This is a genomic window from uncultured Streptococcus sp. (genome assembly GCF_963545685.1).
In the GTDB taxonomy this organism is placed as follows: domain Bacteria; phylum Bacillota; class Bacilli; order Lactobacillales; family Streptococcaceae; genus Streptococcus.
The window spans coordinates 17,251-33,760 of the sequence record NZ_CAUUKN010000002.1 but is presented as its reverse complement, the minus strand read 5'-3'; the positions used below and the strand labels follow the sequence as shown (position 1 = coordinate 33,760).

14 protein-coding genes are annotated in these 16,510 nt (G+C 41.1%); all 14 read right to left on the bottom strand.

From position 1 onward, the window contains the following. Positions 1–1,249: 1,249 nt before the first annotated feature. Positions 1,250–1,429 carry a Blp family class II bacteriocin gene (locus RWZ99_RS00825; RefSeq protein ID WP_002891738.1) on the bottom strand — a complete coding sequence of 60 codons (180 nt, stop codon included), beginning with the start codon at positions 1,427–1,429 and terminating at the stop codon, positions 1,250–1,252. 156 nt (positions 1,430–1,585) lie between these two features. Then, positions 1,586–3,331 carry an ABC transporter ATP-binding protein gene (locus RWZ99_RS00820; protein WP_314675790.1) on the bottom strand — a complete coding sequence of 582 codons (1,746 nt, stop codon included), beginning with the start codon at positions 3,329–3,331 and terminating at the stop codon, positions 1,586–1,588. Continuing rightward, positions 3,324–5,081 (bottom strand): ABC transporter transmembrane domain-containing protein, encoded by a 1,758-nt coding sequence (locus RWZ99_RS00815; RefSeq protein ID WP_314675789.1) that lies wholly within the window; start codon positions 5,079–5,081, stop codon positions 3,324–3,326. The genes RWZ99_RS00820 and RWZ99_RS00815 overlap by 8 nt, the downstream gene beginning before the upstream one ends. A 49-nt stretch (positions 5,082–5,130) precedes the next feature. Then, positions 5,131–5,577, bottom strand: coding sequence for a hypothetical protein (locus RWZ99_RS00810; protein ID WP_314675788.1), 447 nt, complete (start codon positions 5,575–5,577; stop codon positions 5,131–5,133). Between the two features lie 102 nt (positions 5,578–5,679). Further along, the gene (locus RWZ99_RS00805) at positions 5,680–6,207 is read right to left on the bottom strand and encodes a VanZ family protein (RefSeq protein ID WP_314675787.1); all 528 of its coding nucleotides are present in this window, start codon (positions 6,205–6,207) and stop codon (positions 5,680–5,682) included. A gap of 1 nt (position 6,208) precedes the next feature. After that, positions 6,209–7,318, bottom strand: coding sequence for a 23S rRNA (adenine(2503)-C(2))-methyltransferase RlmN (gene rlmN / locus RWZ99_RS00800; protein ID WP_096832658.1), 1,110 nt, complete (start codon positions 7,316–7,318; stop codon positions 6,209–6,211). Between the two features lie 63 nt (positions 7,319–7,381). Next, positions 7,382–8,110 carry a YutD family protein gene (locus RWZ99_RS00795; protein ID WP_314675786.1) on the bottom strand — a complete coding sequence of 243 codons (729 nt, stop codon included), beginning with the start codon at positions 8,108–8,110 and terminating at the stop codon, positions 7,382–7,384. A gap of 54 nt (positions 8,111–8,164) precedes the next feature. Then, the gene (locus RWZ99_RS00790; protein ID WP_314675784.1) at positions 8,165–9,520 is read right to left on the bottom strand and encodes a metallophosphatase; all 1,356 of its coding nucleotides are present in this window, start codon (positions 9,518–9,520) and stop codon (positions 8,165–8,167) included. A gap of 264 nt (positions 9,521–9,784) precedes the next feature. Beyond that, positions 9,785–10,027 (bottom strand): hypothetical protein, encoded by a 243-nt coding sequence (locus RWZ99_RS00785; RefSeq protein WP_314675783.1) that lies wholly within the window; start codon positions 10,025–10,027, stop codon positions 9,785–9,787. Between the two features lie 388 nt (positions 10,028–10,415). Further along, positions 10,416–11,759, bottom strand: coding sequence for a DEAD/DEAH box helicase (locus tag RWZ99_RS00780; protein ID WP_314675782.1), 1,344 nt, complete (start codon positions 11,757–11,759; stop codon positions 10,416–10,418). 74 nt (positions 11,760–11,833) lie between these two features. Next, positions 11,834–12,856 carry a phospho-N-acetylmuramoyl-pentapeptide-transferase gene (gene mraY / locus RWZ99_RS00775; RefSeq protein ID WP_314675780.1) on the bottom strand — a complete coding sequence of 341 codons (1,023 nt, stop codon included), beginning with the start codon at positions 12,854–12,856 and terminating at the stop codon, positions 11,834–11,836. A 1-nt stretch (position 12,857) separates the two neighbouring features. Then, complete coding sequence (pbp2X, locus tag RWZ99_RS00770) at positions 12,858–15,125, bottom strand: penicillin-binding protein PBP2X (protein WP_314675778.1); 2,268 nt, start codon at positions 15,123–15,125, stop codon at positions 12,858–12,860. 3 nt (positions 15,126–15,128) lie between these two features. Then, a complete protein-coding gene (gene ftsL, locus RWZ99_RS00765; protein ID WP_314675777.1) occupies positions 15,129–15,449 on the bottom strand; it encodes a cell division protein FtsL in 321 nt (106 codons plus the stop codon). A 2-nt stretch (positions 15,450–15,451) separates the two neighbouring features. Further along, positions 15,452–16,402, bottom strand: coding sequence for a 16S rRNA (cytosine(1402)-N(4))-methyltransferase RsmH (gene rsmH, locus RWZ99_RS00760; RefSeq protein ID WP_314675776.1), 951 nt, complete (start codon positions 16,400–16,402; stop codon positions 15,452–15,454). Between the last annotated feature and the right edge of the window lie 108 nt (positions 16,403–16,510).

Sequence of the window (16,510 nt, the reverse complement as noted above, 5' to 3'; positions counted from 1 at the left end):
ACAAAAATATGCAATCAAATATAATACAATCTCCACTATCATTAGCAAGAATAATTTTACTTCGGGAACATCAAAAATAAGCATTTGCAAACACCTTACGTTCAAAGGAGACAAAAGTCACTTTTTAAACTGTACCCATTTTTTAAAAAGAAGACTATAAATAAGCAAGGTTAGTCCTAGCAAGTTAATGGTATGGTGGACTGCATCTAAACTTCTAAATAGATTAGCAAGGCCAATTCCTATGAGAATGGTAGCCAGTAAATACGGTTTTGAGTTTTTGAACATACTTTTCTCCTTAAAGTGTTTTTAGCGTTCTGTGTTCAAGCTATGATTTTCATTATAGAGTTGACTCCGATAAAAAAATAGTGACATAAATGTCACTACTTGTCTGACCTTATATCCTTGATAATCGTACACATAAGAAAGAGAAAAAGACATAACCCAATAATATTTAGGCATTGAAGTCCAAAACTCAGTTTTTCTCCCAAGTTATGTAAAGCAACAAGGACGAAGCCCATAGACATCATTAGAGACAGTAGGCGTTTTTTAGTCATGAGTACAAATACCTCTTCTTTTATGTCGAAATTGTCAACCATTATTCACATGCTATTCACAGACCAACAATTGACAAGGTATCTTAATTAGGAATTCTTTTTAGAGGAATTGGTAGCTTTATGTTTTTCAAGAAATGACATAATAGGCTTATCTAAAAAACTCATCACAGCCATGAAAACCATCCCTACAATATAACTTTTCAAATCAAACATAAGCCATCACCACCTTCAACGTTCCCAAGTGCTTCAGGGTCAAGGAGTCTAAAATTGTTCATTTTTTTTGTTGTCATAGCAACAACCTCCTAAAATAATTTTTAGCATTTTCTCTCAAGCTATGATTTTATTATAGGGTGGAAACTGATAAAAAAGTAGTGTCATTCATTTCACTACTTTTTTAAGAACTTTATATTCCGGTTTCTTTTAGCTGATGTTAGAGAAATAATATCCAAAAATATAATTTCTCAACTTACACAACTAATTCAGTTCCTAGGTTACTACTCAAAGGAATCCACCTATTTTTTGAGTCGCTCCCATTTACTAAAAATCAAACTAAAAGTGATTAATGTTAACCCTACCAAATTAATGATATGATGAACAAAATCTAAATTTCTGAAAAGGTTAGCAATTCCAAATCCTAAAAGGAAGATTGCTAGTAAATACATTTTTTTATCTTTAAGCATAGGGTCACCTAAATATTAGCAGAATGTAGCGTAACCAACTAAAGCTCCTCCCCAGTAACCTACTGGGCCTCCTGCTGATCCTACTAGAGCAGATCCGATTGTGCCGGCATAACACTTAACCCATCCGCCACCTTCAACGTTTGCAAGTGCCTCGAGATCGAGTGTTTCAAAATTGTTCATTGTTTGTGTTGTCATTCTAACAACCTCCTAAAATTTTTTTAGCTTTTTGTCTCAAGCTATGGTTTTATTATAGGATGGTAGCCGATAAAAAAGTAGTGACATAAATGTCACCACTCGATTTTGATTTTTAAGAAATATTTTCGAATATAAGAAGCTATGGTCTAGATTAGCTTACTCTCCTTCCATAGCGCCTGCTTGTAGGCTGTACATCTTGTGATAGGTGCCGCCGAGGGCTAATAGCTCCTCATGGCTACCATGTTCGATGATGCGGCCCTTGTCTAAGACATAGATGCAGTTGGCATCTTGGATTGTCGATAGGCGGTGGGCAATGGCAATAGTTGTGCGGCCTTGACGCATTTTTGCGAGAGAGTTTTGGACAATAGCCTCTGTCTCCGAATCAATATTGGCTGTCGCTTCATCCAAAATCAAGATTTTAGGCTGGCTAGCAACGGTTCTAGCAAAGGCTAGAAGCTGGCGTTGACCGGTTGAAAAACTTGAACCCCGTTCGGAAACTGGGGAATCATAGCCTTCTGGAAGTTTTTCAATAAAGTGATTGGCATCCACAAACTCAGCAGCGGCTTTAATCTCTTCATCAGTTAAATCTTGATACATAGCAATATTGGATTTGATTGTACCATGATAGAGAAAGGGTTCCTGAAGGACAAGACCAATGTTCTTACGCAGCTCTGACTGACTATAATCGCGAATATCCACACCGTCTAGGAGAACTCGCCCTGATTGAAACTCATAGAATCGCATGAACACATTGATTATAGAGGATTTTCCAGAGCCTGTAGAACCCACAAAGGCGATGGTTTCACCTTTATTGACAGAGAAGGAAATATTATCCAAAATCTGGTGCTTACCATCATAGGAGAAGGAGACATTTTCAAAACGAATATTCCCCTCAGTAACCTTGGCAGCTGTGTCTCTCTGTTCAGGCTCATAGGTACGCTCGTCAATCAAGGCAAAGACCCGACCTGCTGAGACCATAGAGGTTTGCAAGGTTGAGAAGTTTTGTGTCACTTCAATCAAAGGATTAAAGAGGCGATTAATGTACTGGATAAAGGCATACATGGTACCTGCTGTAATACCCAGATAGATGCCTTGATAGCCAAAATAGGCCATGAGAACAGCATAACCCAAAAGCTTCAATAAACTCATGGCTGGGCGTAGAAAGAGAGAATCCAGTGACATAGAACGACTGGCATAAATCAGGTGTTCCTCATTAATGGCATCAAATTCTTTTTTGAGACGCTTCTCCTGGTTAAAGGCCTGAATGATGCGAATCCCTTCGATACTCTCTGACAATTTGGCATTTATATCTGAAAGCAAGGCTCTGGTCTTTTCAATGATGACCACTGATTTTTTACGGTAGAGGTTAACCAAAAGGACAATCAGTGGGAGAAAGAGCACAATAAGCCCGGTCAGACGAATGTCCAATATCATCATGGTAAAAAGGGTGGTAACAAAGATAAAGATAGCCGAGATAAAGCTAGACAGAATCCCCGAGAACATCTCGCTAATGGTCTCAGTATCATTGGTCAAGCGAGAAACGATAGAGCCTGCTGGAGTTTTGTCAAAGTAAGACATCCCCAGTTTTTCCATATTGGCAAAGGTATCTCGACGAATATCTCTGACAATACTATAGGACACGCGCGCAAAGAAAAGATTTCCCAGATACTGGACTAGCGTCTGCAAGAGGTAGAGACCATAGTATCCAATCAGAATCATACTTGCCGTCTGATTCATATCATGGAGATAATGGTCAATAAAATAAGAGGCCACCAGAGGAATGATACTCTTGATAACCGTTGTGGACAAGAGGAAGGTCAAAGCTAGAAAGGTCAAGAACTTGTAGGGCTTGAGATAAGTCAAGAGACGCTTAAACACAGACCATTGGTTTTGATTAGGCATGAGCTTCTCCTCCTTCCATTTCTAACTGTTGAGACTCATAGGTCTTAGCATACCAACCACCTTGAGCTAGTAAGTCCTCATGACGGCCACGTTCAATGATACGACCATCTTGCATGACTAGGATGAGGTCAGCGTGCACCACCGCACTGAGACGGTGGGCTGTAATGATAGTTGTCTTGTCCTTTCGAGTATGCTTGAGATTATCAATAATAGCATACTCTGTCTTGGCATCAACCGCAGATAAGGAGTCGTCCAGAATCAAAATATCGGGATTCAAAATCATGGCCCGGCTCATGGCTAGACGTTGTTTTTGACCACCTGATAGGCTAACACCCTTTTCACCAATGATTGTTTCAAAACCTTCAGGCATATCCTTGATATCATCATAAACTTGAGCCAACTTAGTCGCTTCTTCCACCTTATCAATGGAGAGATCAGGATCACCAAAGCGGACATTGTCTAAAATAGAACTGGCAAAGAGAAACTGGTCTTGAGGAACATAACCCATCAAGCTACGCAAGTCTGCTAGGCGATAGTCACGTATGTCATGTCCATTCAAATAGATGGCTCCTTGATTGACATCGTGTTCTCGCAAGAGTAGCTTGACAAGAGCCGTCTTTCCTGAGCCAGTCTGTCCAACCAAACCAAGGGTTTGACCCTTGTCCAAAGTGAAATGAATATCTCGCAAAGTATCCTCATCTTCAAAAGCAAAGTAGTCAATCGCATAGTCTAAACGACCATTTTTGATACTTGGGAGGGGATGTGTAGGATCTTGAACATCTGATTCCTGCTCCAGAAGATTTTCAATACGTTGGTAGGACACATTTCCCCTCTGTGTGATATTAAAGAGGAAGCCAATGGCCATTAGGGGCCAAACCAGCATGTCCAAATAGGTAATGAAGGTTACCAAATTTCCGACCGTTATCTGACCGGCCTGAATCATAAAGGCCCCGACAAGGAGGGTCAAAACATAAGATGAGCCAACAAAGAGTAAGACCAAAGGGTCAAAAAGGCTGTCGTACTTCATCGTATGCATATTCTTTTCAAAAGTCATCTTATTGGTCTCTTGGAAGGACTGGAGCTCAGCCTCCTGATAGCCAAAAGACTTGGTTACCTTGATACCTGACACCGATTCTTGAACCTTATTATTAAGTTCAGAAAAAGCTGCCTGGGATGCTCCAAAAGCTTTGTGGGTCTTACGTCCCAAACGACTAGTCGCAAAAGCCATGAAAGGTAGGGGTAAGACAGCCACCAGAGTCATCTGCCAGGAAATGCTGAAGAACATGGTGATTAAAGTTACCAAGGCTGTGATAGACGCATCCACGGCTGACATAACACCCCCACCAGCCAAGCGGGTTAAAGAGTTGATATCATTGGTGGCATGGGCCATGAGATCACCAGTTCGGTACTTTTGATAAAAAGAAGGCGACATCTTGGTAAAATGCTCAAAAAGGCGTGACCGCATAATCTGTCCCAAACGATAGGACGTTGCCAAGATATACATCCGCCAAACATAGCGCAAATAGTACATTCCAAAAGCTGCCAAAAGCAAATAAACGAGATTCAAAAGCAAGATCTGATTGGTCAATTTTCCCGATGTGATAGCATCAATGACCCGCCCCATAACCATAGGAGGAATCAGATTGAGTACCGAAACCAAACTCAGTGCCAATATCCCGACAATATAACGGCGTTTTTCTAACTTGAAAAACCACCAAAGTTTTGCAATGATTGATTCTTTAAAAAACAAGTTACTCCCCCTATACTTACAAACCGATGATTATAATTCTAACGGAAGGTTATTTCCAATAGCGATAAATTGTACCATCTTCTAACTGAAAGTAACCAATATATGTCAATTTCCCAAAATCAGTAGATTCTGGTAATTGATAAGCAAAGGAGTCAAAATTATAGACCTTGTGCCCATCATCAATAGAGTAGTTATCCTTATTGTGGATAACTGATTCGTCCTTCTTAGGGTTCCAAATGCGTCTGATTTCATCCGATGTCTTATACTCTCTGACGAAATTGTACAATTCAAAGTTAGTTGCCTCACTGAGATAGCGACCATCGGTGTTGTAGTTAGCTAATTGAGGCTCTCTCTTAACCTCAGAATAGTTCCAAACCTGCCCTCTTTGTCGCATAATATCGGCATCACTGCCACTTTGATAAGCATCTGCCTTAACCATTATCATCGTTACTCCTAGCGTCAATACAGTGATTACTGTCATCATAAAGTGTTTCATTGTTTCTCCAAAAGTGTTTATTCATTTTTCCCTCTTTTGAATGTGTTGTATTTGTATGATAGAAAATAAGTGAAACCTGAGACGCAAAGTGTCCCAGGTTTTTTACTCATTAAAATACGTTTGAATCAGTTTCACAAGGAGGCGGTAGGCACCTAGTGCCACAAAACCTCCCAAAGTGTTGGTCCATAAATCATCTAACTCAAAGACACGATTAGCATCAATGAGAAGGTCTAGAATGACTTGGCCAACCTCGATTGTCAAAGACAAGGCAAACGCCACTAAAAAGACCTTTTTCCAAGACCTAAATCTTGGGTACAAGGCTAAGAGCCCCAAAATCAGCGGACTCAGCAAGAAAATATTGGTCACATTTTGCCCAAGGACAAAGACAATCTCCTTAAGGCTATCCAGCTGATAAAAGTTGGTCAAACTATTGAATGGGGTCAAGAGGACCACCACACGACCAAAATGTTGAATTCCAGGAGTTTCAACACCTTCAACTAGCCCATACTGGGGGGTCCAACAAAGGAGTACTAAACAAAGGAGATAAGCACCAACCAAAACTCGGCTTACCCTTCTTCCTTTTGGTGTTAGTTCTCCATCCTTATCTACCCAAGTTGTCAGCTGAAACATCTTACTTACCTTCTGATTTACCAGAAGCTTCTGCCACAGCCTTTTGACGGTCACGTTTCATAGTGTTTGAGCGCAATTGTCCACAAGCAGCATCAATATCTGTACCGTGTTCTTGACGAACGACACAGTTAACACCATTTTTCTTGAGCACATCGTAGAAGGCAGCCACACGCTCTTTAGTTGAACGGCTATATTGGTCGTGCTCTGATACTGGGTTATAAGGAATCAAGTTGATGTATGACAACTTACGGATTTTCTTAGTCAAATCAGCCAACTCTTGAGCATTTTCAGGGTGGTCATTGACCTCATTAAGCATGATGTACTCAAAAGTTACACGACGGTTGGTTGTCTGGATGTAATACTCGATAGCTTCAAAGAGTTTTTCAAGTGGGAATGAACGGTTAATGCGCATGATGCTTGAACGAAGGTCATTGTTAGGCGCGTGAAGTGATACGGCGAGGTTAACTTGAACACCTTCGTTGGCAAATTCCTTAATTTTTGGTGCCAAACCAGATGTTGACACTGTAATGTGACGAGCTCCAATGGCAAGACCATTATCATTGTTAATGGTACGCAAGAAGCGAAGCACATTGTCATAGTTATCAAAGGGCTCACCGATACCCATAACAACCACGTGGCTGACACGTTCACCATCGCCACGGTCATCAAAGTACTTTTGTACCAACATGATTTGCGCCACAATCTCACCAGCAGTCAAGTCACGTTGTTTCTTAATCAAGCCACTAGCACAGAAAGTACAACCGATGTTACATCCAACCTGAGTTGTCACACAGACAGACAAACCATAGTGTTGACGCATCAAAACAGTCTCAATCAACATACCATCTGGCAATTCAAAAAGATACTTAACGGTACCATCTTTTGATTCTTGAACGATACGCTGTTTTAGTGGGTTTACGCAGAAATTCTCGTTCAATTTAGCAATGAAGTCCTTAGAAATGTTGGTCATTTCTTCGAAAGACTGCACACGCTTCTTGTAGAGCCAATCCCAAATTTGAGTGGCACGGAATTTTTTTTCACCGTGTTCCATAGCCCAGTCGATCAACTCATCACGAGTAAGACCGTAAATAGAAGGTTTGTAGCCCTCCATATCCTCCAATTTCTGACGTTTACGACGTTCTGGTTTTGCTTGTGTTGTTACTTCTGACATAGTTTAATTTCCTTTATTTCTGATTGTAAAATGCTGACCATCTGACTTGGCATTACTTTGTTTTTTTAATGAGGGGGGTTGATTTTTTGAGTTTGAAGCTTTCTTCTGACTCTTCTTGAAGTTAGACTTTCGCTCACGACTAGCATCCTCGGACCTAGATTTGAACTTAGGTCGACGCTTGATTTTCTCAAAGCTTGGTCCCTCTTGGTCCCTGTCTCTACGTTTGGACTTGTCTCGCTTTTGCTTAGCAGAAGCTTTTTGTCCCTTATTCTTTTGAGAAGCATTACGCTCCTTCTCTCTAGATTCCTGAGAAGAATTACGTCGATTATTAGAACGACGACGCTTGCGACGAGGCTCTGTCTCCTCTTCAAAGACGATTAATTGCGGCTCTTCATTTTTCAAAATAAAGTAGGCACAACCAAAGGCACAGTGTTCGCGTAAATACTCTGACAATCGGCTAATACGATCTGTCTTACGCGTATTAGGGCGCTCGTCCTCGTAAAATCCCTTAAGGCGAAGCTGGTCATTAGACCAATCCCCAACAATATAGTCATACTTGAGCATGATTTCAGAAAAACGTTGCCCAAAGCGGGTAGCGTCTAAAGCATCCTTGTGATTTTCAAGAACCGTAAACTGATAGGCATCTGATTTCAGAAGGTCGGCCACATACACAAAGTCTGGCCCTGGATATTTATTATAATTAAACATTTCTGGCAAGATTTCTTTACGCATGTGCCATCCTTTCTGCTCTCTCTTATTTTCTATCCTGATGCTGTGATAATGTGCTTATCTCTTATCCCAATCAGCACCATTTTTTCTTAAATACTTGGCCACAAGTTCCCTTAACAAATCCGGAAAAAGAAGAGTAACTTCCTTTTTCTTGATTGTAGGGAAGTAAGAAGCAAAGTAGTACTGATCCACAAGGACCAAACTAAACTTCTCATTGGAATCTACAACCCTACTATTATACAACAAATTATCGTTTTTGTAAGCAAAATTCCCTGTAATTAGCTCACCAAATACCTTGCCTCTAAAACCCATACCTTTAATAGCTTGGTTTTTAAGGAGTTCAGTCTTGGCAAAAACTTCACGACAGATTTCCTTGAGTTCTTGCCCTGTCACGACTAGACGCGCCATCCGCATCTGATGGGGAAGGGCTTCTTGAAGGTCCGCCATGGTCACTTGAGGACCTAACGTTTTCATGATAAGACCTGTATTTAAAAGCGTTAACTGGCTATCTGTCTCTTGACAAACAGCTTGTAAAACCAATTGACAGGTCTCATCAAAATCTAGTTTTCGACCTAGGTTAGCCACCTTTTCCTGCGCCAAACGACGATGGCCTTCCTCACGCATAGCCTTGATAAAGGCTTGGTCCTCCTTGTCCAAATCCAAGATGTAGGACTTGGTGGGAATAGCCGCGATCTGACACCCTATCAATTGCCCATTTTCCACAGTAAGGTCAATACAGCCAAGATAATAGCCATATCTATCAGCAGCTGCCAAATAGGTCTCATTAATCAATTTCCCCTCTTCAAAAAGGTGATGGGTATGGCTCCCGATAACAAGGTTTACTTGTGGATAAGTTTCTGAAATCTGCTCATCATAACGCACACCTAGATGGCTGAGTACTATGACTAGATCTGCAGCCCTAACCTCAGGGCGAGCCAAATCCTCTTCCAACCTAGCCATAGGCTCTAACACCTGCCAACCGTTGGGAGCATAGGTAATATAATAGGGAAAGGTATAGGCCAAGAAAGCCATTTTTGTACCTGCTTTAGTTTTGTGGATAAGATAGGGCTTGGCCCATTCAGGCTGTCTCCCCTCATCCTTGAGATTTCCTATGATTGGTTGAAACTGAGCCTGCTCATAAAGACAGTCTAGCTCCTTCTTAGCTAGACCAATCCCCTCATTATTTCCAATAGTCGCATAGTCTATCCCCAACTCATTCATCAGGGCTACATTAAAACGCCCAGCTGTCGCATCAGACAAGGGATGAGACCTATCCACATTATCCCCAAGATCTACCTTGATCAACTCTCTATCCGTCTGACTCAAATCATCCACAGCCCGCTTGAGTTGTGGGTACTGTTCAAAATGAGAATGCAAATCATTGATATGGAGAATTCGAATCTTGTCTTTCATGACTTCTATTTTAGCACAAAAAAACTTGACATTCATTTTGCCAAGTTTTCACATACTATTTTTCAAACAGGAACGTATTTCTAGTTAACTTTCTTTTTAACATATTCTTCTGCGAGATGATAGACATCATCTGCCAGGGATATACTGACATAGATGCACACAATTGAGAAAACTTCTCCTCCAAAGTGTTGCCAAGCAAGGAAGATAAGCCCATAAATTAGGAGCGCAAGTACTATTTGGCCAAAAAATTGACTCAGTAATCGCCTAATAACCACAAGTAAGGCCATAAGTAAGGCCATAAGTAATCCCACCTTTAATACCATAACCAATACCCTTTAAGGCTGCACCCTGCCAAGTACCTGTTTGAATCCCACCTTTAATGGCTCCTCCAACAGCCCCGACACCAACGGCAGCTGTAGCTCCCCAAAAACTACATGCTCCACCCTTAATAGTAGCAAGATCTTCGAAAGCAAGAATGTCCATCTTGTCAATTGTTTGTGTTGTCATGAAAACAACCTCCTTTAAAATATTTTATTTTAGCCTTTTCTCAAAAGCAATGATTTTATTATAGGTGGGAAGCCAACAAAAAAGTAGTGACATTAATGTCACCACTTGATTTTGAGAGTTGATTCAGCTTATAACTTAGGAATTACAGATTCTTTTACTTTTAGAGGACATCTGCTAAATACCGAGACTTTCTGTTGTGGTAAAACACCTAAAACTTTCTAGTCTTAGGCGTTGAGACCTTAGGCTCAAAAGAAGAATTCATCTTCAAACTAAATAAGGTCTTTTGACTTTCCAAAAAGTTTAATAGTAACCAAAAGAGGCTGAAACACATTGGTTTCAACCTCTTGAATTTTTTAATCTAAATTTGCTTTTACCTAAAAGCCTGAGCTTAGAAACTTTGCTTCTTAGCTTTACGCTCAGCACGTCCCTTAGCACGATTAGCTGCACGACGCTCACGTTTGCGTTTTTCGTCAACCTTCCACTGAATTTTCTTCTTGTAGCCAGGCTTGATTTTTTTCTTTTTCTTCTTAACCAAACCAATCATTTCCGTATCAAGTTTTTGATAGGCTTTTTCTCGGTTGGCACGACGGTCTCGGTCATAGGTATCTTGGAACTCACCATCTTTAAAGACCTTAGGTTCAAAGGTGATACCCATTTTTTCCAGCTCACGAATATCTGAGTCGTCACTTGGTTGATAAAGGGTGATGGCTGTCCCTGACAAGCCGTTACGTCCAGTACGTCCTACACGGTGAACAAAGAATGACAAATCTTGAGGAATAGCGTCATTGATAACATGGCTAACCCCTTCAATGTCAATTCCACGCGCTGCGAGGTCAGTCGCTACAATATACTCAAACTCAAGCTTCTTGACTTGATTCATGATACGCTTACGTTCACGTGGTGGAATACCACCGTGAATTTTCGCTACTTTAAGACCGTTTGATACCAAATAACTATGTAAATCATCCGCACGTTCCTTGGTATTGACGAAAATCATTGCCAAGTATGGCTGCATCCCCTTAAGCATCTCAAGAATTTGGTCATTCTTGTTACGCCCCTTGGTAGATACCAACCAGTTATCAATGGTATCTGCAATCACCGTTGAAGTCTTGATTTGTTCCATGACAGGATTAGTCAAGTATTTCTTCAAGAATGGTTGTAATTTTTGAGGAATGGTTGCTGAGAAGACCAAAATTTGAACTTCCTTAGGAAGACTTGCCGCAATCTTATCCACAGTATCCAAAAATCCCATATCCATGGTCATGTCGGCCTCGTCAACGACAAAAGTATGTGCTTTGTGGATAGCCAAGTCACCAGACTTAACCAGGTCATAAATACGCCCCGGTGTCCCGATAACGATATGCGGTTGGGCTACCTTAAGTTTCTCAATCTGGCGTTGTTTATCTGTACCACCTACGTAATTAACAACACGAATGTCTGTCGCAGAGTGTTTGGCAATCTGTTTTGTCGCCTGGTATATTTGAGTTGCCAATTCACGCGATGGGGCTGTGATAACAACTTGAACATCACCACTCTCTGGGTTAAGTTTCTCAAAAATTGGCAAGAGGAAGGTATGTGTCTTCCCCGAACCAGTCTTTGATTCACCCACTAAATCACGGCCAGAACGGACTACTGGAATCAATTTTTGTTGAACAGGTGTTGGCTCCTTAAATTTAATCTCGTCAAGAGCCTCTTGAATATAGGCTTTAAAATTAAAATCTTTAAATGACATTTTTACTTACTTCTTTTCTATCTAGTCTATCCTTACCATTATAACAGAAAAAGAGCATTTCTGCTCTTTTTCATTTATTTCATAACATTTTCAAGAATCATCCAAAGGGTAATGGCACTTGCAAGAACTCCAACAGTCCAAAGGAAAGCATCAACCTTCCATTCTGACCATTTGTCACCCTTACCCGAGATACCACCTAACTCGAGGTGATGGTGGAATGGTGTCATACGGAAAATACGACGACCCTCACCATACTTACGCTTAGTATATTTGAAGTAGCTGACCTGTAGCATAACAGAAGCAGTCTCAAAAACATAAACTATACCAATCAAGAGTAGTGTCCACTCCACACGTAGGGCAATGGAGATAACTGCAAGCATGGCACCAAGTGACAAGGAACCAACATCCCCCATAAAGACCTTGGCTGGCTTGTGGTTAAAGACGAAGAAGCCAAGAAGGGCACCAATCATAGTGATAATGATAGTCAAGATGGCGAACTCACTCTTGACAAAAGCGATGATTCCGTAGGCAATCAAGCTGATAACCACAGAGATGGAAGCTAAACCATCAATACCATCTGTCAAGTTCACAGCATTTGAGAAACCAACAATCCAGAAAAGGACAAAGAGAACATAGAAGACACCAAGGTGAATTGTCAATCCTCCAATAGCTAGGCTATCTGTCCCACTAGGCAGTACATGGATGAAGTAGAAAAGCAAACCTGCAATAATCTGTAAAGCCATCTTTTGCCAAGGTTTAAGACCCTCATTGATTTGATAGAAAATCTTAAGGAAATCATCAAGGAAGCCGATGATACCATAAATCAAAATGACAAAGAGAATCCCTGCTGTAGCCCCATAAGCTTGGGGCCCCCCAGTAAAGACGTGGAAGTTGAAAATCAAACTAACCAAGATGGCAACCACTAGGAAGACTGTTCCTCCCATTGTTGGTGTACCAACCTTAGCCAGATGCTGCTTCACATCTTCATGCATCTGTTGGCCACCGATTTTTTTGATTTTGTAGTAAGTAATAAAATGAGGCATGGCGAGCACCGTCAACACAAAAGCGGCTACGCCTGCTATCAGACTCATAGTCATCTTAGTCTCCTAAAGTAATGGTAATCTTTTTGGTTTTAGACAGGGCGTTTCCTGCCGCAACACTTTGTTTGGTAACAGTCCCTGACTTGCCACCCTTGTAAGTAATTTTAATGCCCTTCCATTTGGCAAAGGTTTCAACGTTCTTCTTGGTCCAACCATACATGTCTGGAAGTTCTGTGAAATCATTGGTCATGATAAGAATCTGTTCATTAGCCTTGATATTGGCTTTTGCATCTACAGAAACCTTCTCAATCTTATCACCAACACCCAGAACAATCGGATGAATCAGGTTTTGACGAAGAGTGTTAGCTATCTCTCCTGGTGTCTTACCAATGATATCGCCAGTTTGGTAGCCAGTCTCTTCAGTCTTTTCGCTCCCCTCAGAAACAGAAGTATCCAAGGTAGCACCCATTGACATGGCTTCTTCCAAAACCGGGTTAACCACAGTTGCATAAAAATTATTATCCCAAGTCTTAGGCTCCAGTACAGTCACATACATGATGTATTCTGGATTATCTTTAGGTACCATGGCTACAACTGAGTTGAGAGTCTCATTAGTCCCAACCTTATAGGTCCCAGTCTTTTCATCTGGCACTTGGGCAGTTCCTGACTTAACTGAAACATCATAATTACCAACCTGAATAATAGGCGCCCCTTCAGTTTTGTTGTAAAGAGTACCAAACTCAGGATCCGTACCAACGGAAATCATGTAATTAAGGGTTTCAGAAGCAGCCTGCTTAGAAACAGGCTTACCAATAACTTCTTTCTTGGATGTACGAACAGTACCTTGATTAGTATCGGCAACTTGTTTAATAAATTGAGGCTCTAACATAATACCATTGTTAGAGATTGCGGTAAAGGCTCGGAGCATTTGAACTTGAGTTACTGAAATCCCTTGCCCAAAGGATGATTGGGCAATATTAACTGAGTTTTGAGAGACAATACCTGAAGACTCACCAACCATCCCAAAACGGGTTGGAAGACCAAATTTGAAAAGAGATAAGTAGTTAGACCAAACTTTGTCTCCCATCTCTTGTTCCAGCATGGTCATACCAACGTTACTTGAATAAGAGAACCCTTGGGCAAATGACATGGTACGACCTGTTGATATACCTTCATTGATTGACCAGTCATTGATTTCAACGTCGTCAACCTTAATACCATTAGCATTACTGAAGGTCGCATTCGGGTTGAAACTTCCATTATCGATAGCTGCTGACAAGAGCATCACTTTCATAGTTGACCCTGGCTCATACTGAGCTTCATAGAGTCGGTTGACCCAGTCGTAACCTTTTTCAGTCTGTCCTTCTAGCGTATCCGAGTTATAGGTTGGACGTTGTGTTGTTGCAAGGATTTCACCTGTTTTCGCATTAACAACTGTTGCTGAAGCATTTACTCCTTTGGTCTGCTCCATAAACGTATCCATCTGCGTTTCTAGGAAGGTCTGAAGGGGTGCCGACAAGGTCGTATAGATATTTTTACCATCAATAGCTTCTTTGGTAATTGTTTCCGTACCCAGAAGCGTATTACCGTCTTTATCCTTCTCATAGATAGCTTCCCCATCTGTCCCAGTCAATAAGCTATTAAGCGAACGCTCCAAACCTGTTTGACCAACCAAAGAATAAGAGCCATCTTTTTTATTTTCAATAGCTTCAGCACGACCAAGAAACTCCGATGCAAAGGTGCCATTAGGGTACATACGTGAGGTTGTTGCCTCAAATGCCATCCCCTTAATACCCGCATCCTTAAAAGTCTTTTCTAGATCCTCTTTGACAGAGTAGGTGATTCCCTTACCTTTTAGTCCAAAGGATACTTGATAGGCGCCCTTGGTACGCAATTGAGCTAAAGCATCACTCTTTTCAATCCCTAGCTTGTCCTTTAAAATATCGGCAACCTTATCAAACTGGCTTTCTTGAACGTAGAGTTTCTCCTGCGTTGCTGACACATAGCTGGTCGATACAATAGCATAAATGGAATAACTGGTTGAATCCTCAGCCAAAACATTTCCATTTCGGTCATAAATCGTCCCACGCTTGGCAGGCACTGTGGTTTTCGTGTTATAAGACTTAGCAGCCTGAGTTGACAAATCAACACCAAACTTACTGTCAGCCCCAATAATTACCACAAAGTTGACAATAAACACGAAAAAGAGAAAAATGCTGAGAACCATCAGGTTCTGACCAACATGCTGTCGGTTTTGGGCTGGCTTTCTCCTATCCCTAACGGCATAGTTTAGAAATAAATGTTTAAGTTTTTTAAGTCTGTTCATTGGCTATTCCACACTCCTAATACTATCGTTATTAATAGACAGGCCTGCCTTATTGGCAATCTCTTTGATACGATCAGAGTTAGTCAACTCATTTACTGCCTGCTTAGCATTGTTAAGCTCTGTCTTTTCGTCACTAATCTTGCGATTAAGGTCTGTGATTTGATGCTTGATGGCCTGATTACGTCCTTGTAAAAAGACGACCGAGATACTCAACACAATAGCTGTCAAAATAATTGCCGAATAGAAGGCCTTTTCCATACGTGTCATAAAACGAATATGGTTTTTAATGGCCTTATTAACAATCTGACGTTCCTGATTTTCCATAGTTACTTCCTGATTTTTTTAGCCACACGCAACTTAGCAGAGTGCGAGCGGTTATTAGCTTCTAATTCTTCCTGACAAGGTAGGATAGGCTTGCGATTAACCAGAGCTACCTTAGGTTGTAAGTCTTCGGGAATAAAAGGTAAGCCTTTAGGTACATCTACCGTACTAGCTTCCTTAAAGAGCTGCTTAGTCAACCGGTCCTCCAAAGAATGGAAGGTAATCACCGAAATGCGACCATCCACAGCTAGGAGATCCAAGGCCTCCTGAATAGACTCATCCGCAGCACCAAGTTCATCGTTCACTTCGATTCGAATAGCTTGGAAGATTTGTTTGGCTGGGTGCCCCTTCTTCTTTAATTCCTTAGCAGGCTTAGCTGATTTAATGATTTCTGCCAGTTCCGTCGTCGTCTCGATAGGTTTTACCTGACGCGCTTGCTCAATCTTACGTGCAATTTGTTTAGAGAACTTGTCTTCACCATACTTGAAGAAAATACGTACCAAATCGCTGTAAGGATAGGTGTTGACCACATCATATGCGGTCAGACTAGCCTCCTCATTCATGCGCATATCTAGCTTGGCATCCTGTTTGTAGGAGAAACCACGCTCACGCTCATCCAACTGCGGGCTAGACACCCCCAAGTCATAGAGAATGCCATCGATTTCAGACACCCCCAAAGCCTCAAGGTTGGACTTGAGATTACGGAAATTATCCTTAATGAAGGTCACCATACCCTTATCAATATAGTCCTTGAGACGCACTTGAGCATTATCAATAGCCTTTTGGTCTTGATCAAAGCAATACAAATGTCCCTTTTCAGATAATTGTGACAAAAGATAAGACGAATGTCCTGCGCCACCCAAAGTCGCATCTACATAAATGCCATCGGGCTTGATATCAAGCATATCAACAGTTTCGTGTAAAAGAACGGTTACATGGTGAAATTCATTAGTCATAACTTTTATTATAGCACAAGAATAGAGAAATTGTCTCGCCTTGAAAGTTGTTAGGATGTCAAAAAAGCCAGACCCTAGGCCCGGCTTTATGATTGATATATTGGTTTC

What these genes read in the sequence shown, in the direction of transcription:
- RWZ99_RS00810 (WP_314675788.1), bottom strand. Translation starts at nt 5,577, where the DNA reads ATGAAACACTTTATGATGACAGTAATCACTGTATTGACGCTAGGAGTA.
- RWZ99_RS00805 (WP_314675787.1), bottom strand. Translation starts at nt 6,207, where the DNA reads ATGTTTCAGCTGACAACTTGGGTAGATAAGGATGGAGAACTAACACCA.
- RWZ99_RS00795 (WP_314675786.1), bottom strand. Translation starts at nt 8,110, where the DNA reads ATGCGTAAAGAAATCTTGCCAGAAATGTTTAATTATAATAAATATCCA.
- RWZ99_RS00785 (WP_314675783.1), bottom strand. Translation starts at nt 10,027, where the DNA reads ATGACAACACAAACAATTGACAAGATGGACATTCTTGCTTTCGAAGAT.
- RWZ99_RS00820 (WP_314675790.1), bottom strand. Translation starts at nt 3,331, where the DNA reads ATGCCTAATCAAAACCAATGGTCTGTGTTTAAGCGTCTCTTGACTTAT.
- RWZ99_RS00825 (WP_002891738.1), bottom strand. Translation starts at nt 1,429, where the DNA reads ATGACAACACAAACAATGAACAATTTTGAAACACTCGATCTCGAGGCA.
- rlmN (WP_096832658.1), bottom strand. Translation starts at nt 7,318, where the DNA reads ATGGAGGGCTACAAACCTTCTATTTACGGTCTTACTCGTGATGAGTTG.
- ftsL (WP_314675777.1), bottom strand. Translation starts at nt 15,449, where the DNA reads ATGGAAAATCAGGAACGTCAGATTGTTAATAAGGCCATTAAAAACCAT.
- rsmH (WP_314675776.1), bottom strand. Translation starts at nt 16,402, where the DNA reads ATGACTAATGAATTTCACCATGTAACCGTTCTTTTACACGAAACTGTT.
- mraY (WP_314675780.1), bottom strand. Translation starts at nt 12,856, where the DNA reads ATGACTATGAGTCTGATAGCAGGCGTAGCCGCTTTTGTGTTGACGGTG.
- RWZ99_RS00780 (WP_314675782.1), bottom strand. Translation starts at nt 11,759, where the DNA reads ATGTCATTTAAAGATTTTAATTTTAAAGCCTATATTCAAGAGGCTCTT.
- pbp2X (WP_314675778.1), bottom strand. Translation starts at nt 15,125, where the DNA reads ATGAACAGACTTAAAAAACTTAAACATTTATTTCTAAACTATGCCGTT.
- RWZ99_RS00790 (WP_314675784.1), bottom strand. Translation starts at nt 9,520, where the DNA reads ATGAAAGACAAGATTCGAATTCTCCATATCAATGATTTGCATTCTCAT.